Raw genomic sequence first — 20,050 nt, forward strand, 5'->3', positions numbered from 1 at the left:
GTTTAAGATATTACGCTTCTTTCCCGAGGACGGCGCGGGCGAGTTGGTCGGCGCAAGATGTTGGCTTTCCGCCGCAGGTGTTGCCTAGGAGTTTTGCCGCGATATCTTCGGCGCTCATGCCTTCGCAGAGTTTGGCAATCGCCTTCAGGTTTCCGTTGCATCCGCCCGTAAAGCGGATGTTTCTGATTTTGTCTCCGTCTCGCGTGAACTGGATCGTCGTCGCGCAAACGCCTCTGGTCTTGAAAGTCTCTTCCATATGTGTCTCGGGGTTGAATGTCCGCCTTAAATATACAATGATTCCCGATGAAAGTACGGTTTGTTCCGATAGAAATGAGCCTGTATTCGTCGGCGTTTTTTAATTTATGTTATATCAAAAAGGAGGATGAATATGAAACGTGTAAGAGATTTCTTTGGGTACTTGCTGGGCGGAGTTCTTTTTGTTGCCTTGATTCCGACAATCATGTGGCTTGCGTCTGGCATGCCCGCGCTTTGGCCGATTGATATGGGGCGCTGCATTGTGGCGCCAATCGTGATGTTTGTTGGCCTTGTGCTGAGTGTTTGGACAATCGTCTACATGCGCAATCGCGGCAAGGGCAACCCGATGGATGCTTTCGGCCATGAAGTGGCTCCGCGTACGCAGCATCTGATGATTGAAGGTCCGTGTAAGATTAACCGTAATCCGATGCTAACCGGGACTCTCGTTTACCTCGTGGGTACCGCCGTGTGGCTGTGGACTTGGCAATCGTGCGTCGTATTTGTCGCCTTCTTTGCCGTCATGATGGTGCAGGTGCTGAGTGAAGAAAAACGTCTCCGCCGCGACTTCGGCGAAGAATATGAAGAATACTGCAAACATTCACGAAGGTTTTAGACCTTGTATTTGGGATGCGAAAACTTTATGAAGTTTTTAGCAGTATTCCTTTTGACTCTTTCGCTGGTGGCGACGAGTTCTTTTGCTGTGCCGTTTAATCCTCCGTTGGTTTTGTCAATGCAGGAATACGAAGGTGCTATGACCTCCAGTGATTTTGACTATAATGAGAGATCGGAGGCTGATCTTAGCGTGTTTAAACCCGCTGTGGGTGTGATTTCGTACTTCGTCGTTGTTTTTGGATTTGTATGGAGCGTATTAGGGGCAAAGGAGCTCAAGGACGGGGGTGATAATGGTGGCGCGATGCTTGGTGGTGGCTTAGGTATAACTGCTTTAGGGGCCCTGGGCATGTACTGGGCATTTTGATGAGCGAATTTTTCTAAATTATCCCCCGTACAAGTATAAGGATACGCTATATGAATATTCTCGTCGTTGGTAGCGGTGGTCGCGAACATGCCATCGCTCTTGCAGTCAAGAAGTCGCCGATGTGCGACACTCTCGTGTGCGCTCCGGGCAACCCGGGCATGGCAAACCTCGGCAAGTGCGTGCCGGTGGATGTGGCCGACCCGAAGGCCATTGCCGACCTCGCCGTAGCCGAAAAGATTGACCTCGCGATTATCGGCCCCGAAATTCCGCTGGTCGCTGGCGTGGTGGATGAATTCCGTTGTCGCGGGCTGCGTGCTTTCGGCCCGACTGCGGCTGCTGCCGCGCTCGAAGGTTCCAAGGCCTTCAGCAAGGATATCATGAAGAAGTACGGCGTGCCGACGGCAGCCTTCGAGACCTTCACCGATCTCGCCTCTGCCAAGAAGTTCCTTGCTGAACACCCGGCTCCGATCGTGGTGAAGGCGTCGGGCCTCGCTGCGGGTAAGGGCGCCATCGTCTGCATGACCGACAAGGAAGCGAATGACGCTGTCGAAGAAATGCTCGGCGACAAGGCTGTCTTCGGCGAATCCGGCAAGACGGTGGTGATCGAAGAATTCATGGACGGCGAAGAAGCCTCCATCTTCGTGGTTTGCGACGGCAAGGACTACGTGATTCTCTCTTCTGCCCAGGACCACAAGCGCGTCTTTGACGACGACAAGGGACCGAACACGGGTGGCATGGGCGCCTACAGCCCGGCTCCGGTAGTCACGGACGCTCTCCTCGACGAAGTGAAAAAGACGATTATTGAACCGACCCTCAAGGGCATGGCCGCCGAAGGCAAGCCTTATACGGGCGTTCTCTATGTGGGCATCATGGTGACTGCGAAGGGCCCGAAGGTTGTGGAATACAACTGCCGCCTCGGCGACCCCGAATGCCAGATTGTGCTTCCGCTCTACGACGGCGACGTGCTTGCCTTGTTTGACGCTGCCGAAAAGGGCGAACTTGCCAAGCTCGGTGCCCCGAAGGCTCCGAAGGGCAGCTCCGCTATCGTCGTGCTCGCCAGCGCCGGTTATCCGGGGTCCTACGAAAAGGGCAAGGTCGTCACGGGTATTGAAGAAGCCGAAAAGAACGGCGCCCAGGTGCTCCATGCCGGTACCAAGATGGTCGACGGCAAGCTCGTGACCAACGGTGGTCGCGTGTTTGGCGTGGTCGGTCACGGTGCTACGCTCCAGGAAGCCTTGGATATTGCTTACGCCGCTTGCGAAAAGGTTCAGTTCGAAGGCAAGTTCTACCGCAAGGACATCGGTAAGAAGGGTCTTGCAAGACTCGCAAAATAAGGAAACTTAAAATGCAGATTAATGAAGTTCCGAATGCAAAGGTCGGTATCGTTGCGGGTAGCAAGTCCGACCAGGAAACTGTAGATAAAATCACCGCGGTGCTCGACCAGTTCGGCATCGTGTGGGAATACAACATCCTCTCTGCACACCGCACCCCGAACGCCACCGCGAAGTATGCTCGCGAAGCTGCCGGGCGAGGCCTCCAGGTCCTCATCGGTGTTGCCGGCCTCGCTGCAGCCCTCCCGGGCGTGCTCGCAGGGCACACCATCCTTCCCGTTATCGGTCTGCCCTGCGCCGGCGGCCCGCTCAACGGCGTCGATGCCCTGCACTCTATCGTGCAGATGCCCCCGGGAATCCCGGTGGCCACGGTCGGCATCGGCAACGGCAAGAATGCCGGTTTCCTCGCCGTCCACATCGTCGCCCTTTCTGATGCAAGTGTTCGCGAAAAGCTCGTCGCTTACCGCAAGGGCCTCGGAGACATCGAAGGCTAATTGAGAGTGGTTAGGAATAGTACAAAGTTCAGCTTCAAGATCGCCGCGCTTGTGGCGGTCTTTGTTGCTGTATGTTTCGCGGGCGAACCGAACTTGCCCGAAGTGAATGCCCCTTGGATGAAAGGCGAAAAGCTGACTTTCAGCCTCGGATGGGGATTCATTACGGCAGGTTCTGCGACGCTCGAAGTTCGTCCGACGCTAGACGGCAAGACGGAATTCTTGACGTATGCGACCGGCAACAAAACGATCAACAAAATTTATCCGGTAAACGATACGGTCTACACCCGCGTGCGCAACAAGGGGCTCATGACCGAAGTGTTCCGCAAGCGCCTGCACGAAGGCACGTTCCATAATACCTCCGTCATCCGCTTTGACCGCAAGGGCGAAAAGGCCTGGCTTTCGGACACGGTATTCACCGACATGAAGACCCGCAAGGTCAAGCGCTCTGCCGATACGGCTGTTACAATCCAGGGGGCGGAACACAGCATTATGTCGGCTTTCTACCTGGTGCGTACACTTCCGCTCAAGGTGGGCGAAACATCCCGTTTTTCGGCGGTGAGCGGCAAAAAGCGTTACGAACTTAAGGTCATTGTACATGGTCGCGAAACCATCAAGAGCGTACTTGGTGAAGTTCCCTGTATCAAGGTGGAACCCGTGCTCGACGGCGACGGCATTTTCGTGTCCAAGGGCCGCATTTTCATCTGGTTGACCGATGACGAACGCCGCATTCCGGTGCTTATGGAGTGCGAAATTGCGCTAGGCTCTATCAAGGCGAAATTGCTTGAGGCCAAATAATGGTAAAAATCCCTTCGAAAAGCGAGTTTTTTGCTTTTTTTACATTAAGTTTCGTGCGATTTGCGCGCTTAAAAGTTATATTCGCAAATGCGATTATATAATCTGAGGCTTTTTCATGTTTAAGAAAGTACTTTTGTCTTTATGCTTAACCGCCTTCATGTCTTGGGCACAAGACGACTTTGACGAGGACGACGAAGGTTTCGTTTCCGCCCCCGCCTCTGCTCAAGAAGATGAGGGTGATGCCGCTCCGCGTGCCACCATGGCTACTGGCGATGACGAAGAAGAGGAAGTCTATGACGTCGGTATCAACTCTGCCCAGCGCCGTGAAATGGCCGAACGCAAGAAGTTCGAAGAAGAACAGCGTCAGGACGAATATGCTAACTCTGAACGCCGCCGTGACTGGCTGCGCAACCGCTTGATTTTCCAGATCGGTATGGGTTCCCGTTACCCGATTATGGGTGAAACCGGTATGGGCATGGGCCTGGGCGCTGGCGTTGAATACATTTTGCCGTTCCATTTGGCTCTGTACGGCTCTTTCGGTTTCTTGCCGAAGGGTACTGACAACGATTTCGACGAATGGGATCTCGAAGGCGGTACGGGTTACAAGGTTGGCTTGAACTACTACCTGTTCCCCAAGAACCCGCTCCATTTGGGCTTGTCTGTGTCTTATGGTACTGTGTACTTTGACCACGATATCGTTCCCGACGAAAGCAAGACTCGTGCTTTGATCAAGGTGGACGGTTTCCAGTTCGATGCTCTTATCACCTACTTGACCAACGAATGGTACTACTTGCAGTTCTCTATCGGTATGTACTACGCTCCGAAACTTGCAAAGACTCCGAAGACCTATTATGCAAGCACCGGTCAGGGCGACCAGGAAACGGATAACCCGAGCTTCCGCAAGCTAGAAACTCCGATGATGGACTTGGAAGGCAACTACCAGAACATCTGGCTGGCTGACGGTGAAACGGGTGAATGGGGCTCCCGCGTGGTGGACCCGAAGGGCATGAGCAAGACGGGTATCGTGTTCGGTATCGCTATCGGTTACGCTCTCCCGGAACTCTTCCCGGATGACACCGAAAAGCGTCGCCGCGAACGTGAAAAGGCTAGAGCCCGCTCTGGCGTTGCCGGTCGCTAAGACTTGCATTGACATTGAAAAAAGGCTCCTCGATGAGGAGCCTTTTTTATACTTGTGATGCGAGTCGAACGCACGACCTCTTCCTTCGGAGGGAAGCACTCTATCCAACTGAGCTACACAAGCGAGTGAATCAAAGATAGTAAATTAAATCAACTTAACTATCAACTCGTGCGGCTCGGCGTCTATCACGAGTGCGTCGCGGAATTCGCCTACGTCGGCATCGCCTTCGAGCACCTTCACGATATCGTCGTTTTCCATGGAGTTGCCTTCGGTGCGTCCGTAAAAGTGGTATTCGCTTTCTTCTGCAACCTGGTCGATGATAATGCGGACGGTCTTTCCGATCATTGCCTCGGCGTGTTCGGCATCCAGTTCTTCTTGCAAGTCGTTCACGGCGTCGAGCCTTGCGCGGGCTTCGCTTTCGTCGACGGCGGGCAAGTCCATTTCCATCACGGGCGTGCCTTCTTCGGGGCTGAACACGAATCCGCCCAGGTGATCGAACTGGATGTCTTCCAAGAGTTCCATCAGTTCTTCAAAGTCTTCGTGGGTTTCGCCGGGGAATCCGACAAGTACCGTGGTGCGAAGCGTAACGCCCGGAATGCGCTCGCGAATCTTGTGCAGAATGTCCACGAGTTCCTTTTTGCGGTAATTGCGCTTCATGTTCTTGAGCACGTTGTCGCTGGCGTGCTGGATCGGCATGTCCACGTATTTCACCAAGCGCGGCTCGTTGGCCATCAGATCCAAAAGTTCGTCGTCCACAAACATCGGATACCAGTAAAGCGTACGGATCCACGGGATGTTCGTGTTGTCGAGAATTGCCTTCAAAAGCTGGGCGAGCGTGCCGCCCTTCTTGCCCTTTTCGCGACCAAAGTAAGTCGTGTCCTGTGCGATGAGAGTGATTTCCTGAACGCCCTGCTTTTCAAGTTCCTTGGCTTCTTCGACAATGTCTTCGATGCTGCGGGAAACCTGCTTGCCGCGAATCAAGGGAATCGCACAGTAGGCGCATCGGCGGTTGCAACCTTCGGCAATCTTCAAGTAAGCGTGGTGCTTGAATCCGCCTAAGTTCATGCGGGCCATGTTTTCGGCGTCGCAAGTTTGCGGTGCTACGATGCCCATCTTCTTCAAAAGTTCGCCCGGCTTGTAGGTGCCTACCCAGTAATCGACTTCAGGGAGCTCCTTTACGAGCTCGTCACCATAGCGGCCCGAAAGGCAGCCCGAAACGATCAGTTTCTGCTTGGACTTTTTGCCGTTAATTTGTGCGAGAATCGCGTTGATGGATTCTTCCTTGGCGGCTTCGATGAATCCGCAGGTGTTCACCAGAATGTAGTCCGCCTTGGCGGCGGTGTCGCAGGTAGTAAAACCGGCGTGCAACATTTCACCGACCAGGTTTTCCGCATCGACCTGGTTCTTGGCGCATCCTAAATGGACAACGAAAACTTTGGGCTTTTTAGTAGGCATAACGCCAAATTTAGAATTTTCTCTTACAAAAACACTACTTATTTTGCGCCTACATTTTCAATTATCTATATTTCGCAACTAGTAACTGGTAAGTAAAACCTTTTAACACGCAAAAAATTATGGCAGATTATTCTGATAAAATGAACAAGGCCATTGAGGCCACCGAACGTGAATTCTCGAAGATCCGCGCAGGCCAGGCTAGCCCCGCTATCCTGAACGACGTGCGCATCGACTACTACGGTACGCCGACTCCGATTTCCCAGGTGGCTAAGGTTTCTGTGCCCGAACCGCGCATGCTGCTTGTGTCCCCGTGGGAAAAGACCATGGTCGACCCGATTGAAAAGGCTATCCTTGCTGCAAACATCGGCCTTACCCCGATGAAGGACGGCAACTGCATTCGCGTGAGCCTTCCGATTCTTACCACGGAACGCCGTCAGGAACTCGCAAAGATTGCACGCAAGCATGCCGAAGAAGGTCGTGTGGCAATCCGCAATATCCGCCGCGATGCTAACGACGCCCTCAAGAAGAACAAGGAACTGCCCGAAGACGAAGTCAAGAAGCAGCAGGACGAAATCCAGAAGGCTACCGACAAGGCTATTGCCCAGATCGACAGCCTCCTCGCTGAAAAGGAAGCAGACATCCTCAAGGTGTAGTCCGGGGTTTGCGTGGCAAATCAGCTTAGACATGTAGCGATTATCATGGATGGCAACGGGCGCTGGGCCCGTAGCCGCGGTCTTGAACGTTTCCTCGGACACCGCAAGGGCACCCAGGCGACGATTGATGCCGTCGAAGTGGGCGTGAACCTGAAACTTGAACACATGACGTTGTATGTGTTCAGTTCCGAAAACTGGGGCAGGCCCAGCAAGGAAGTGGATTACTTGATGAACCTCTTGATCGAGATGGTTGTCAAGGAAATTCCCGACCTCATGGAAAAGAACGTGAAGCTTACGGTGATTGGCAACATGAACCGTTTGCCTGAAAAGCCGCGCGCAAGTCTGCAGTCCGCCATCGACAAGACGGCGAACAACACGGGCATGCAGCTGAACCTCGCTATCTCTTATGGTGGCAGGCAAGAAATTGTCGAAGCGACGCGTTCCATTGCTGCGCAAGTGGCGTCCGGGGCAATCAAGGTTGAAGATATCGACGAGACGCTCTTCGCTAAGAATTTGTATTTAAAAGGAGCTCCCGATCCGGATCTCGTGATTCGTACCGGGGGAGAATTCAGGCTTTCGAATTACCTGCTTTGGCAGGCCGCCTATAGCGAATTCTACGTAACGGATACGCTGTGGCCCGACTTTACCAAGGAAGAATTCTTGAAGGCCGTCGAGTTCTTCAATACTCGAGAAAGACGTTTTGGAAAGGTGTTGCATGAGTAATCTTGCGCAGCGTGTAATTACGGCGGTTGTCGCCATTCCTATCGTATTCTTTTTGCTGTGGTTCTCTGACTACAGCCGTATAGGGTTGATGTGCTTTTTGGCCGGTGTCGGTGCCTGGGAATGGGCCGGCATGGCTTGCAAAATGTATAAGGGTCCCGATACCCGTTACCTTTCGTTTGCCTCTTCTTTAGCCCTTACTTTGGCATGGGCTCTTTCGAAGGGCGATTATTTTGGAATGCCTGCCGTGCCGTATGTGGTGGGCATGACATTCCTTTTGATTTTTGCAATCTACATTGGCTTGGCATATGCCAAGGTCGAAATTGACCACTTGTTCCCGTGGCTCGTGATGCAGCTGGGTGCTCCGCTTTATGTGGGCCTCTGGGGGGGCATGAACGTGCTCATGATGGGCAACGGTCAGGGCTTTGAACATTGCTATCCGTTCATTTTGGTTATGACGTCGATGTGGCTTTGCGATACGGTGGCGTACTTCTTCGGTAAATTTGCTGCTGGCAAGGGTCCCTTCGGTCGTCACCTGTTTGCACCGAGCATTAGCCCGAAAAAGACTTGGGAAGGTTCTATCGCAGGCTCCATTGCGACTATCGCCTGGGTGACTTATTGGGCCAAGTGCACTTCTGCGCTCTCTGTTTTCGGTGCCGAAATCAACTGGGTCTCTGCTATCGTTATCGGCTTGCTCCTCACGGTGGCTGGCCAGGCAGGCGACCTCTTGATGTCTGCCCTGAAGCGCTGGAGCGGTACCAAGGATTCCGGCAACTTGTTTGTCGGCCATGGTGGAGTGCTTGACCGCTGCGATTCCTTCTACCTCGCAGCTCCCGCTCTCTACTTGCTGATGGATTTCCTCCAGAAGCTTGGCTAATTGCCCGCGTCATGCTGATGTAGATCAGCATCGGCTTTTCCACCCAAATTACTGTATATTTTCGTTTACATTCGTTGTTTTAAGTAACAACGGATACTCTCGCCCGATTATTGCGATTGTTTTACCCCATATATATATTATAACGGGGTAAAACATTAAAATCAATCACTAAAAAGGGTGTGAGTGTATGAATTACAAAAAGATTTCTATTGCTGCGCTGATTGCCATGGGTTCTTCCATGGTTTTTGCTCAGGATGCTGAAATTGCCACTTGGGCAGGCTTCCGCAAGGCTGCCGTTTCCTTCACGTTTGACGATGGCCCGCAAAGCGATGTAGGTGTTGCTTTGCCCATGTTCGAGAAGTACGGCTATAAGGCGACCTTTAACATTGTTACAGGTTGGGTTGGCGGACAAGGAATGATTAGTTGGGATGGAGTGAAACAACTAGCCTCTTCTGGTCACGAAATCGCAAGCCATAGTGACAGTCATCCCAATGGACAACCGATGCCCGGTAACGAAATTGCATCGTCCAAGCAGACTCTTAACAGCAAGGTTCAGCAGAAATACGGCTGTATTACGCTGGCTTACCCGAACTGCGATACCCCGGGTGACTCCCAGGTTCTTCAGAATTACGTTGTCGGAAGAATTTGTAACGGAAGCTGGAAGGGCGGCTCCGATATTATGGGCAAAGATGGTCCGAACAACTGGGCTGCCGTTTCTGCGCTCATGACCGGTAATCAGGGAACCAGCGATTTTAAGGGCAATATGCAAAAGGCCGTTCAACAAGGCGGTTGGGTTGCATTCCTGACGCACGGCTTTACAACGGGCACAAACGGCTATGCGACTTACTCTCCGACCGATGCTAGCACTATGGAAGGCTCCCTCCAGTATGCCCAGCAGAACGACAAGGACATTTGGGTGGCTCCGATGGGTCACGTTGCCATGTACATCAAGGAACGTAAGGCCGCCAAGGTTGACGTTTCTAACAGCGGCAGCTCCACTACGGTTAAGCTGACTCACAACATTAAGGACAACATTTCCAATTATGACTACCCGCTGACTTTGAAGGTCAAGACGAGCCTCTCCAAGGCCGAAGTCACGCAGGCCGGTGCCAAGCTCGAATCCAAGATTGATGGCGGCTATGTCTACTTCGACGCCGTGCCGAACGCAGGTGACATCGTGATCGCTGGCGAAGGTGCTGGTCCTTCTCCGGAATCTTCCAGCAGCGCAGAACCGCCGCAGTCTTCTTCTAGCGAAGCCAAGAGCTCTTCTTCTACGAATCCGTGGGGTCCGAAGTCCTCTTCCAGCAAGGGCGAAGTGGATTGCAACGCTAATCCGTTCGACCCTTCTTGCCATGGCATGGCTATTGCTGCCGAACTTCAGAACGACTTCGGTCTCTCTGTCTACAGATCCTCTGACAACTACATCGTGGTCGGTGGCGCTCAGGGCATGAGCATTACCGTGTTCAACAGCCTCGGTCACCAGGTGCGTACCACTCGCGGTCTCGGTGCCGTGCAGAAGGTCTATACCGGAGCCAAGGGCGTGTACATTGTCAAGGTGGGCGGCAAGTCCTTTAAGGTCAAGCTTTAATCCGTTTTACCAAAACCTCTCTCGAAAAAAGGGAATCCTGATAAAAAGGGATTCCCTTTTTCTACATTTGGTTTTAATATGCTTTTTTCAGAACTTCCCCTGGCAAACCCTTTGCAGCGCGCAATTCGCGCTGTCGGCTACGAACAACCCACCCCGATTCAAGAAAAATCAATTCCGAGTTTGTTGGAAGGTAAGGATCTTTTGGGGATTGCTCAGACGGGTACGGGGAAGACGGCGGCTTTTGCGCTCCCGATTCTGCAGTTGTTGCTGGATTCCGGCAAATTCCGTGCACCCAAGACCTGCCGCGCTTTGATTCTTTTGCCCACGCGCGAACTTGCCATTCAGGTAGAAGAATGCTTTAAGCAGTATGCCCAATTTACGGCGATTTCGACCGCCTGCATTTTCGGCGGCGTGAGCGACGTGAGCCAAAAGCGCAACCTGATTCGCGGCGTTGATGTTCTGGTCGCGACTCCGGGCCGCCTGCTCGATTTGATCAACCAGAAGGCGGTATCCCTGAAGACATTGGAATTCTTCGTGCTCGACGAAGCGGACCGCATGCTTGACATGGGGTTCATTCATGATATCCGCAAGGTGGTGGCGCTGTTGCCGCAGAATCGTCAGAATCTGTTCTTTAGCGCGACCATGCCCGAAGACATTACAAAGCTTGCCGCGACAATCCTGCGCCCGAACCCAGTGAGGGTGGAGGTGGCGCCGCAGAGCACTCCGATCGAGCGTATTCACCAGGAACTCTACCGCATCGACAAACGCCGTAAAGGCGCGCTCCTCAAGGAACTGCTGCTCGCTCACCCCGAAATGAAAAAGGTGCTGGTCTTTAGCCGCACCAAGCACGGCGCCGACAAGATTACCCGCGTGCTTGAAAAGGCGGGCATCAAGTGTGCCGCCATTCACGGCAACAAGAGCCAGAACCGCAGGCAACAGGCTTTAGGAAACTTCAAGTGCGAACAGATTCGTGTGCTGGTGGCCACCGACATTGCCGCCCGCGGAATCGACGTGGACGACGTGTCGCATGTGTTCAATTACGACTTGCCCGACGTTCCCGAAACATTCGTGCACCGTATCGGCCGTACCGCCCGCGCGGGTAAAGATGGCATCGCGATTTCGTTCTGCGCTCCTGACGAAGAACAGGATTTACGCGCCATCGAAAAGCTGACCCGAATCAGCATTCCCGAAGGCGACAAGGCGATTTACGAAAAGCTCCCGCCCCAGCAAAAAGAAACTCCCGAAAGCGAAATGCGCAATGCCCGCGGTCGCGGATTCCCGCGCCGCGAACAACAGAATCATGGCAAGCCGAACCGCGACAATAATAATCAGCCCAAGCACGGTCACGGAAAGAATCGCCCGCAGCAAAATCGCCCGCAGAATCAACCGCAAAACGAAAAACGCCCCGCTCCAAAGAGCGAAGGCGTTCAACAAGCGAATCCGCAGGATCAGCTCGGGCGCCGCACCATCGGGAAAAACCGTCCCGGCTCGCGTGCCCGCAAGCGCATGCGCGAGGCTGCCGAGGCCGCTCGCCGCGCTCAAGGCAATTAAGCTATTCGATCGAGTACAAGAACCATTCCCAAATGATTCTGGCCTTTTCGCCCGTAGTCGTGTGCAACTTCGGATTGTTTTCTGCGACCCATCCCAGGTTCTTGACCGGAACGCAGTCGGAATCCTTCAGCAAGTCCTCGTCATCGTAGTAGTCGTCATGTTCGTTCTTGTCCCTGAGAACCGGGCAAATCTCGATTGCGTCGATACCGCGGGGCAGCTGGATAGCAATCTTCTTTTCGCCAGCCCATCTGTCGACGTCGACAGTATCCAGAATCGTTGCAGAAAACGGGTCGTACTCCGAAGGATCGGAGTCAATGTAAGACTTGACCAGGAACCTGATTTCGGGATCGCCCAGCTTTTCGCTCTTGCTAATGGATTCAACTGTCTGCTTGTAGTTGATAAGCGTAATGCTCAGCATCTTGTTGTAGCGCAGGTAGTTGACCATCGGGCCATCGTCTGATCCGGTGTAGTTGCCCTTGTCGTTGTATTCGTCTTCGTTCTTGACCATCTTGATGATTGTGGCAAGGCTCAGCACGGTGTCGGCGCTGTTGCCCCTGAACTTGTCGATAAAGAGGTCGCAGCGCTTCTTGTAGTTGTCGGTAAAGCGCTTGGTCTGGTCGTAACAGGTATAGTTGTCGATATCTTCGCGCAAGGCTTCAAGGGACTCCAGGGCGTCCTGGGCTCCGACTTCGATCGAGAATTCGACTTGTTTCTTGTCTTCGACTTCAATGGGATTGTCGCCGCATGCAACAAACGGAAGCGTTGCCATGGCAAGCAGCGGAATCGTGACGAGTTTCAACATAAAGCTTTTCTGATTCATAATAATACCATTACCTTATGCTAAAGTCCAAGAACATGCGCCAGGTCGGGGTTCCTTGTCCGATGTTGTAGAATCGGTGGTTCGCGTTCTGGGTGGCGCCGCCAAAGGCAAACATCTGGACTTCGAAGGATACGAGTCGGCTTTCGATACCGAGACCGATCCAGCTGTTCGTTTCCCAGTCGTCCATATAGAAGAACTTGTTGGTCTGATGGCTTTCGTATGCCGGGAACGGTGTTACGCCTGCGCTTTCGAACAGGGCAATGTCTTCTTTAAGCTTCTTGTTTTTGGTACTCAAGTAGAGTCTGTTCTCGGTGTCGGTCAGTTCGTAAATGGGCTTGGTCAGTCCAAGCGTCAAGCTGGTGTACAAGAAGGTGGTCGTTCCCTTGATGTGGTAACCGAACTTGCCGGTCAGCGGCATGTCGGCCGAGAAATTGTAGTACTTGCGGTCAAGTTCGTGCCTGAGCGTGTACTTTTCGCCTGTAGAAAGCTTGCCTTCTTGTTCGTCTACATCAAAGGTCCAGCGGGAATAGCGGTACAGTGCACCCAGTCGACCTTGGACTCCAAAATAGTTGCCAAAGTAGTGTCTGTAGAAGTAATACATGCCCATGCCCATGCCCCAATTGGCGTCGTGGTCCATGTGCCAGTAGTTCTTGTCGTTGTAGGTGGCGCTCATCAGGCTTAAGCCGTGGTGCATGGTCTTGGAGCGCTTCTTGGCAGAACGCTGGACCTTGTCCTGGTAGTCGGCGTAAGTGATCTTGTTGCGCATTTTCTTTGGTGCGGCAGTGTCGGCGGCAGCGGTATCTGCCTTGGCCTTGGTCGGAGCGGCGACTTTGGCGGTGTCGGCAGGCTTTACAGTTTCTGCCGGCTTTGCACTGTCTGCTTCGGCCGTTGCGGCTGTGGTAGCCGTTGTGGCGGTAGAATCTGTAGAAACGGCGGTAGAGTCGTTAGCGGCTACTGTTGCGATGCTATCTTGTTTGGCTTGGGCTGCTGCTGCGGAATCGGTCACGACGACGTATTCCTGGGCAAAACCGAATGCCATGGATAGGCTGCATATCGTTAAAACTTTGCGAATTATGGTCATAATCGTGCGTTTGCTCCCATAAAAGGGTTCCAATTACATAAAATAAGAAAAAAATAACCCTTGTGCAAAAAAATATTAAAAAAAACGCTCTTTGTAAAAAAAAATAATTAATTTTATGGCGAGAAGGAAATTCAAGGATTTTCCTTGTTTTTGTGGAACGGAAAGATGTCAGTTTAAGGGGATATCTATGGCTGCTAGTAAGATTTCTCTCGCAAGAGTGTTCGCCCTGCTTATTTTAGTGGCGGGTTTTCAATCTGTATGGGCTGATGTTTGGAAAGGTAATATCGAGGCTCCTGGTAAGCAGACTATCGGGGGCAAGGAATATTACGTGATTGAAAAGGCGGCGCACCTGGCATGGTTCTCCGATTCCGTTAACAAGTATGCGATAGATGCAAAATGGCAAAAGTTGATTAGCCTCATTGAGGCCGACACTTCTAAAGCCGAATATAAGACCCGAGCGTTCAAGGATTCGGCAATCAGTTTGATGACTGCAATCCGGCAAGATCCAGAATCCTACTACCGGGATCCTGCCAAAAATGCTCTGTGGAACAAGGCTCCTTATACGGGGTATTTGAGAACGGCGTGGAACACCGAGGTCAACATCCCGATGAATGCCACGATAACGGCGGAATACCTGGATATGAACAATATTCCGTTTACCCCGATTGCGGCCGGTAATGGAACTGCGAGGTTTACAGGAACGTTTTTGGGAAATGGTATTACCATTAAGAACCTGAAGGTCGACAGTAAAGAATTTGCCATGCAGGTTTTTGATGTGGTGCATGGCTACCCCTCCTATTGCCAGAACGTGGGCTTGTTCGGCGTGATTGGCAGTGGTACGGTAAGGAATTTGATTCTTGACGGGGTGACTATTTATGCAACCGGTAAAAATGACTACTGGGCAAACCCGCACCAGGTGAGTGTGGGCCCTGTTGTCGGTTGGATGACTGGAGGAACCATTGATACCTGCTATACTTCGGGTAGTATCGTCACGAACGGTCGAGATGTGGGTGCGGGCGGTATCATGGGCGCCATGACCAATGGCAAAAAAATTAGCAATGCGCTGAGTACGGTTTCTATTGAAGCGTCCGGTCGAGATGTCTATGTCGGTGGTATTTCGGGCGTGATTCGTGGTAGCGTGACTATTTCGAGTAGCGTCTATGATGGTGACAATCTGGAGGCCCATCCGGATGAAATTGGAGCACAGGGTGCTATAACAGGCCGAATCGTCAATAACAGAGACACGACAAGGCATGAGATAGTGACGATTACTTTGGAAAATTGCTATTACGACATGGATGCCTTGGAAAATGACATTTGGGTCGGATCCCGCGATGTATATGTGGATGTTGTTGGCGACCCCAAGGGATTCTCTAATGTCAATACCGAAGAAAATGCATGCTTGCTGAATAAGCACACGTGGAACGAATCGACAAAGACTTGCTCCGATTCTACGGGCCTTTGGACGAATCAAGAAAATATCGCCATTACCGGTGTTTCTAAAAGAGAAGGCGACTTGAATGCGGAAACGGTATTCTTGATTACCTTCGATGCAAACGGTGGCTCGTTCGCTCCTGGCGCAAAGACGACTAAGGAACTGAAGTTCAATACCCCGTTGACGGCCGATGAAATCTCGACTCCGACTTACGACAGCACCAAGGCTTTTGTGGGCTGGTCTTTGGATCCGACGGCTACGGCATCTGGAGATTTGGGAATTGTCTATGGCGTAAAAAAAGTGTATGCCGTATGGAAAAATCTGAATCTTTACAAGATTACCTTTGACCTCAATACGGGCGATAGCTCTGCTACGTTCACGAAGATGGTGGTGCAAGATAAAGCCATTACGACAGATGGTTTTGCAGAGGGCGACTTGCCGACAGTCTATATGGTCGGAGATGTCAAGTATTATTTTGCTGGATGGTCGCTTTCTAAGGTGGGTGGACAAGTTGTCGACACCTTGGGAGTGGCGACGAAGGACATAACGTTCTATGCCCGATGGAACTTAGCGCCGCAATATAAGGTAATCTTTAATGTGCAAGGTCATGGAACCGCGCCCGCCGACAAGCTTGTTTCCGAAGGCGAACACACGACGGCTCCCGATGAACCTACCGCCATCGGATATGTTTTTGAAGGCTGGTATACGGAACCAGCTTGCAAGAACAAGTATAATTTCCAGACGTTGGTAGATACGACAATTACCTTGTATGCCAATTGGACCGCTATTCCTTACAGCATTACTTACAATTTGAATGATGGACTGAATAATGTCGCCAATCCGTCGACTTATACGATAGAAGAAGAATTCTCTCTCGAAGCGCCGACCATTAATAACGACACTCTTGAATTCAAGGGTTGGTTCTATGACGGCTCCTTTACGAATCAGGCTAAACAGATCACGAAGGGCTCTTACGGCGATATAACGCTGTATGCCAACTGGAAAATCAAGGAATTCGTCATCAATTATCAGGCCGGTGAAGAAGGCGTGAACAACGTTCCTCCTGTGGTAAAGAAATATGGCGAACCGATCACCTTGTTGGGGGCTGTGTACCAGCGTCCCGGTTACGAACAAGATGGTTGGTCTACTGTCGATAACGGCGAAAAGGTGTATGACCTGAATGGTCTTTATACGGACAATAAGCCCGTGCAATTGTTCCCCCATTGGAATAAGGTCACTTATACCATTACGTACGTACTGAACGGCGGCGAAGATGCTACTGGTAATCCGACGACTTACACCTTGGATGATTCGACGGGTTTTGACCTGAATAAACCGACAAGATTGGGTTATGAATTTAAGGGTTGGTTTGGCGCCGAAGACTTTAGCGGTTCCGAAATCAAGAAATTCCAGGCCAAGACTCCGTATGGCCACAAGACTCTTTATGCCAAGTGGCAGGTGAAACCGGTGACGGTGACGGTCGTAGGACAATCCTGTGATTATAATGGAAAAAGCTGTGGAGCCAAGGTTACTTCTATATCGAATATTCCGAACGGATACAAGGGATATGTAATTACGGATTCTATCAAGAATGTGAAGGACGGTCCGATTGCTGCAAAGGTTGTAGGCTTTGCCATCTTAAATACGACGACGGGTGATACGGTAACCAGTGCGTTTGAAGTCGTGTATAATGAAAGCGATTCTGTTGGTGTGAATCCGAAGGTGGTTAACTTTACTACGGCAAATATTCCGTCGGAAACATATACGGGTGATTCCATCCATGTTAAAGGTGGCTCCAAGACGAATGACTTGGTTCCGGGCCATACGCACAATGTGGGCTATACCGTAGACGTGCTTGATGCGGGTAGTTATGATCCGGTCATGACGGACCCTGCGGATGTGAAAATCTTGGATGCCGATGGCAACGACGTGACGGATAACTATACCATAGGCAGTATTGCTCCGCCGACCAATAAATTTGTTGTTGAACAGAGCGATGACGATTTCGAGGTTGCTTTTGCCGACGAATATGTGACGGATGACGGCAATCCGCATTCTATGACGCATGGGGCTTCTAGCGATGTCCCGGGAACGACTTTCAAGTATCAGATGGATGGTGCCGGCGAATGGACGAATGATGTGAGTACGCTCGTTGCTTCGGGAGTAGGAGACCATACGATTAAAGTCATTGCGACCAACCCGAACTACAAGAATCCTCAGGAGAAAACGGCTACTCTGCGTATTACCGACAAGATTATTATTGCTATAGAGGTGAAGAGTAAATCCAAGGATTATGATGGAACGCCTTTGACTCCGACTTATGAGGTGGTAAAGGGCACATTTAAGCCGGGTGATGAACCGGTTGTAGAATTGACAGGCTCTATTACGAGTGTTGGCTCTGTAATTGCTCGAGTGTCGTCTTTTAAAGTGATGAAAGGGACATCGGATGTGACTGCTAACTATGTGCTCAATAAGTACGATGCGTTCTTGACGGTGAATAAGGCTACGCTCAACATTAAGACTGAATCTGCTTCAAAACCCTACGACGGAACGCCTCTTGTCAGGGATGTCCCAATCGTTACTGGACTTAAGAATGGAGAAAAACCCACAATTGAGGTGACGGGTAGCCAGAAAATGGTCGGCTCTTCTACAAATGAATATAAGATTATTTGGGGCTCTGTGAATCCCAAGAACTATCAGATTGTAGAAGATCTTGGAACCCTCACGGTGACAAAGGCTGAGGCCACTATTAAGGTAAAAGATGTTGTTAAGCTTTACGGCGATGCGGATCCTGCTATGTTGGGTTACGTGTCGGGACTTAAAGACGATGCCGATCTGGGCGAACTCAGGTGCTACCGCTTGAATCCGACGGTCAAGAATGCGGGTGAAAATGTAGACTCCATTGCAGTGAGCTATACGCTTAACCCGAATTACGATGTGACGGTTGTTCTGGGCAAGCTGACGATTAAAAAGCGCCATGTGACATTGACCTCTGCTTCTGCAACCAAGGTGTACGATGGCACGCCGCTGACGAACGATACGGTCAAGGTGGGCGGCGATGGCTTCGCTCCCGATGAAGGCTTTATCTTTACGGTGAACGGCACGCAGACAAATGCCGGTAGCAGCAAGAATGCCTTTACCTATGTTCTTAAGGCCAGTACGGACACGGCCGCAAACTATATCATTGACGCACCGGTAATCGGTACACTTGAGGTGACCAAGTCTCCTGTGAAGGTGACTGTCAAGGGTAACACCAATACCTATGCCTATAATGGTTGGGAACAGGTGATCTCGGGTTACAGCTTGAGGATTGACAACAATCTTTATTCTGTAAATGATATCGAGTTCAGCGGAGATTCTGTCATCCGCAAGACTAGAAGCGGCAATTACCCGATGGGTCTTGAAGCCAAGAACTTTACGAACAAGAATCCGAACTTCGACGTTACCTTTGACGTGACGGATGGCCGTTTGGTTATTCTCTCGCCTGAAATCGTAGTCAAGTACAACGATGCCGGCGATACAATCCGTGTGATTGTCGGCGAAAAGGATTCCGATTCCGAAGTGAACGACAAGATTAACGCCGCCCTCGAAAATCATGTGCCGCCGATTTCGCTGCCGACAAAGGCTGCTGACGACGACTCTACCTACGCCTTTGCCGGTTGGGCAAAGAACCTGGGCTCGGGCATGTATGAACCTGTATTCGATGCCACGGTCAAGCTTGACACGGTTCAGGTGGTTTACCAGAAGAATCCTAAGGAAACGATCGGTGTCGTAATTCACGTGACGGATACGTACAGCGAAATCGTTCAGAGAATCGATAGTACGCTTAAAGATAATGGTATCGATTTGCCGACCAAGCCGAGCGATGGTGATTCGAACTACGTGCTCGTTTGGGTGAAGGATGATTCTACCGGAGAGTATAAACCTGAATTCAAAGGCGAATTGATTGTGGAAGAAATTGTCGTGCAATACGGCGATAATCCGACCGATACCATTCATGTGAAGATTCGTCCGAAGGATACGCACACGCAGATTACCGATAAGATCGGTAGCGCCCTTACGAACCATTTGCCGCCGATTAAGGTGACGCCTAAGGATACTTCGTACTCGCTCATCGGCTGGAAGCAAGATTCGAAGACTGGCAACTACGTTCCGATTTTCTCGAAGGATGAATTGGTCTTCAAGATCAATTTCCACCTGCCCGATGGCGCCGAATTGGTTGAAGAATTCGAAGGCTACGTTTACGGCAAGGTCACGAAACTTCCGGATGCTGTCATGACATCGGATACGACTTGGGTGTTCAAGGGCTGGTATACAAAGACCAAGGGCCGCGGCAACCATGTGAAGGCCATGCGTGAAGGCGATTATGGCAACAAGAGCCTGTATCCGTACTTCATCAAGACTCTTCGTTACGACACCTATGGCGAAAAGGAAGTGAATGCCAATGGTCAGAAGGGAGAGATCGTGGTCATTTACACGGACCGTGCTGACACGACCATTGAGCGCGCCCTGCGTAGCGTTATGCCGAAGGACTTCTCCAAGAACGGTGTGAAGTACACGTTCAATGGCTGGAAACTTAACGAAGACGTGTATACGGCGACCTTCAAGCGAGTCACGGTCCGCTTCAATGTGGTGCTCGATTCTCGCGCCTTCAGTATTGAAGAAGCGCAGATGGGTGCCCGTTATGCCGTGTTCGACATGGATGGCCGCGTTGTAAGGCGTGGTGTGGTGTCGAATGGCTCGCAGCGTGTAGAAGTGCCTAAGTCGGGTAGTTACATGGTGCGCGTGGGCAAGGACGCCCTCCAGGTGAACGTCAAGTAGAATGTCGTCCCGGGCGCTGACCCACTGCGGGTTCGACGCTTTCTTGTCTTCCCGGCCACC

The 20,050-nt window shown here is 51.5% G+C and carries 16 protein-coding genes and 1 tRNA gene; 12 read left to right on the top strand and 5 right to left on the bottom strand.

Going from position 1 to position 20,050, the window contains the following annotated elements; all coding sequences use genetic code 11:
- Positions 1-10 precede the first annotated feature (10 nt).
- Positions 11-256: a TIGR03905 family TSCPD domain-containing protein gene (locus tag B7989_RS01780; protein WP_072799897.1), complete on the bottom strand. Its 246-nt coding sequence runs from the start codon at positions 254-256 to the stop codon at positions 11-13.
- A 132-nt stretch (positions 257-388) separates the two neighbouring features.
- Between B7989_RS01780 and B7989_RS01785 the strand changes: the two genes are divergently transcribed.
- The 6 genes from B7989_RS01785 (at position 389) to B7989_RS01810 (ending at position 4,989) form a co-directional block, all read left to right on the top strand.
- On the top strand, positions 389-868 hold the full coding sequence (locus tag B7989_RS01785) for an isoprenylcysteine carboxylmethyltransferase family protein (RefSeq protein ID WP_088626912.1): 480 nt from the start codon (positions 389-391) through the stop codon (positions 866-868).
- A gap of 27 nt (positions 869-895) precedes the next feature.
- The gene (locus B7989_RS01790; RefSeq protein ID WP_088626913.1) at positions 896-1,231 is read left to right on the top strand and encodes a hypothetical protein; all 336 of its coding nucleotides are present in this window, start codon (positions 896-898) and stop codon (positions 1,229-1,231) included.
- 50 nt (positions 1,232-1,281) lie between these two features.
- Positions 1,282-2,565, top strand: a complete 1,284-nt coding sequence (gene purD / locus B7989_RS01795) for a phosphoribosylamine--glycine ligase (protein WP_088626914.1) — start codon at positions 1,282-1,284, stop codon at positions 2,563-2,565.
- 11 nt (positions 2,566-2,576) lie between these two features.
- Positions 2,577-3,056, top strand: coding sequence for a 5-(carboxyamino)imidazole ribonucleotide mutase (gene purE / locus B7989_RS01800; protein WP_088626915.1), 480 nt, complete (start codon positions 2,577-2,579; stop codon positions 3,054-3,056).
- Positions 3,057-3,062: 6 nt separating this feature from the next.
- Positions 3,063-3,851 (top strand): DUF3108 domain-containing protein, encoded by a 789-nt coding sequence (locus tag B7989_RS01805; RefSeq protein WP_233144209.1) that lies wholly within the window; start codon positions 3,063-3,065, stop codon positions 3,849-3,851.
- A 115-nt stretch (positions 3,852-3,966) separates the two neighbouring features.
- Positions 3,967-4,989: a hypothetical protein gene (locus tag B7989_RS01810; protein WP_088626916.1), complete on the top strand. Its 1,023-nt coding sequence runs from the start codon at positions 3,967-3,969 to the stop codon at positions 4,987-4,989.
- 49 nt (positions 4,990-5,038) lie between these two features.
- Here the strand turns inward: B7989_RS01810 and B7989_RS01815 are convergent.
- A tRNA-Arg gene (locus B7989_RS01815) sits at positions 5,039-5,112 on the bottom strand.
- A gap of 21 nt (positions 5,113-5,133) precedes the next feature.
- A complete protein-coding gene (gene rimO, locus B7989_RS01820; RefSeq protein ID WP_088626917.1) occupies positions 5,134-6,444 on the bottom strand; it encodes a 30S ribosomal protein S12 methylthiotransferase RimO in 1,311 nt (436 codons plus the stop codon).
- A gap of 119 nt (positions 6,445-6,563) precedes the next feature.
- On the opposite strand from rimO, the gene frr reads away from it, so the two are divergent.
- The 5 genes from frr (at position 6,564) to B7989_RS01845 (ending at position 11,833) form a co-directional block, all read left to right on the top strand.
- Positions 6,564-7,097 carry a ribosome recycling factor gene (frr, locus tag B7989_RS01825; RefSeq protein ID WP_072799877.1) on the top strand — a complete coding sequence of 178 codons (534 nt, stop codon included), beginning with the start codon at positions 6,564-6,566 and terminating at the stop codon, positions 7,095-7,097.
- Positions 7,098-7,109: 12 nt separating this feature from the next.
- Positions 7,110-7,820 (top strand): isoprenyl transferase, encoded by a 711-nt coding sequence (locus tag B7989_RS01830; protein WP_073056179.1) that lies wholly within the window; start codon positions 7,110-7,112, stop codon positions 7,818-7,820.
- Entirely contained in the window at positions 7,813-8,694 is an 882-nt protein-coding gene (locus tag B7989_RS01835) for a phosphatidate cytidylyltransferase (protein WP_088626918.1), read from the top strand. Before B7989_RS01830 ends, B7989_RS01835 begins: the two co-directional genes overlap by 8 nt.
- Before the next feature lie 187 nt (positions 8,695-8,881).
- A complete protein-coding gene (locus tag B7989_RS01840) occupies positions 8,882-10,282 on the top strand; it encodes a polysaccharide deacetylase family protein (protein WP_088626919.1) in 1,401 nt (466 codons plus the stop codon).
- Positions 10,283-10,360: 78 nt separating this feature from the next.
- Positions 10,361-11,833, top strand: a complete 1,473-nt coding sequence (locus B7989_RS01845; protein ID WP_088626920.1) for a DEAD/DEAH box helicase — start codon at positions 10,361-10,363, stop codon at positions 11,831-11,833.
- Position 11,834: 1 nt separating this feature from the next.
- Here B7989_RS01845 and B7989_RS01850 read toward each other — a convergent pair whose 3' ends face one another.
- Both B7989_RS01850 and B7989_RS01855 read right to left on the bottom strand, forming a co-directional pair.
- Positions 11,835-12,635: a hypothetical protein gene (locus B7989_RS01850; protein ID WP_144264937.1), complete on the bottom strand. Its 801-nt coding sequence runs from the start codon at positions 12,633-12,635 to the stop codon at positions 11,835-11,837.
- 28 nt (positions 12,636-12,663) lie between these two features.
- On the bottom strand, positions 12,664-13,692 hold the full coding sequence (locus B7989_RS01855) for a hypothetical protein (protein ID WP_088626922.1): 1,029 nt from the start codon (positions 13,690-13,692) through the stop codon (positions 12,664-12,666).
- A gap of 229 nt (positions 13,693-13,921) precedes the next feature.
- Between B7989_RS01855 and B7989_RS01860 the strand changes: the two genes are divergently transcribed.
- Positions 13,922-19,990: an InlB B-repeat-containing protein gene (locus B7989_RS01860; protein ID WP_158212843.1), complete on the top strand. Its 6,069-nt coding sequence runs from the start codon at positions 13,922-13,924 to the stop codon at positions 19,988-19,990.
- Positions 19,991-20,050 lie beyond the last annotated feature (60 nt).

It is taken from the genome of Fibrobacter sp. UWB5 (assembly GCF_002210295.1).
Classification (GTDB): Bacteria; Fibrobacterota; Fibrobacteria; order Fibrobacterales; family Fibrobacteraceae; genus Fibrobacter.

Coding starts and splice junctions, on each gene's coding strand:
- rimO (WP_088626917.1), bottom strand. CDS start 6,444: ATGCCTACTAAAAAGCCCAAAGTTTTCGTTGTCCATTTAGGATGCGCC.
- B7989_RS01780 (WP_072799897.1), bottom strand. CDS start 256: ATGGAAGAGACTTTCAAGACCAGAGGCGTTTGCGCGACGACGATCCAG.
- B7989_RS01850 (WP_144264937.1), bottom strand. CDS start 12,635: ATGTTGAAACTCGTCACGATTCCGCTGCTTGCCATGGCAACGCTTCCG.
- B7989_RS01860 (WP_158212843.1), top strand. CDS start 13,922: ATGGCTGCTAGTAAGATTTCTCTCGCAAGAGTGTTCGCCCTGCTTATT.
- purE (WP_088626915.1), top strand. CDS start 2,577: ATGCAGATTAATGAAGTTCCGAATGCAAAGGTCGGTATCGTTGCGGGT.
- B7989_RS01835 (WP_088626918.1), top strand. CDS start 7,813: ATGAGTAATCTTGCGCAGCGTGTAATTACGGCGGTTGTCGCCATTCCT.
- B7989_RS01840 (WP_088626919.1), top strand. CDS start 8,882: ATGAATTACAAAAAGATTTCTATTGCTGCGCTGATTGCCATGGGTTCT.
- B7989_RS01845 (WP_088626920.1), top strand. CDS start 10,361: ATGCTTTTTTCAGAACTTCCCCTGGCAAACCCTTTGCAGCGCGCAATT.
- B7989_RS01810 (WP_088626916.1), top strand. CDS start 3,967: ATGTTTAAGAAAGTACTTTTGTCTTTATGCTTAACCGCCTTCATGTCT.
- B7989_RS01790 (WP_088626913.1), top strand. CDS start 896: ATGAAGTTTTTAGCAGTATTCCTTTTGACTCTTTCGCTGGTGGCGACG.
- frr (WP_072799877.1), top strand. CDS start 6,564: ATGGCAGATTATTCTGATAAAATGAACAAGGCCATTGAGGCCACCGAA.
- B7989_RS01855 (WP_088626922.1), bottom strand. CDS start 13,692: ATGGCATTCGGTTTTGCCCAGGAATACGTCGTCGTGACCGATTCCGCA.
- B7989_RS01785 (WP_088626912.1), top strand. CDS start 389: ATGAAACGTGTAAGAGATTTCTTTGGGTACTTGCTGGGCGGAGTTCTT.
- purD (WP_088626914.1), top strand. CDS start 1,282: ATGAATATTCTCGTCGTTGGTAGCGGTGGTCGCGAACATGCCATCGCT.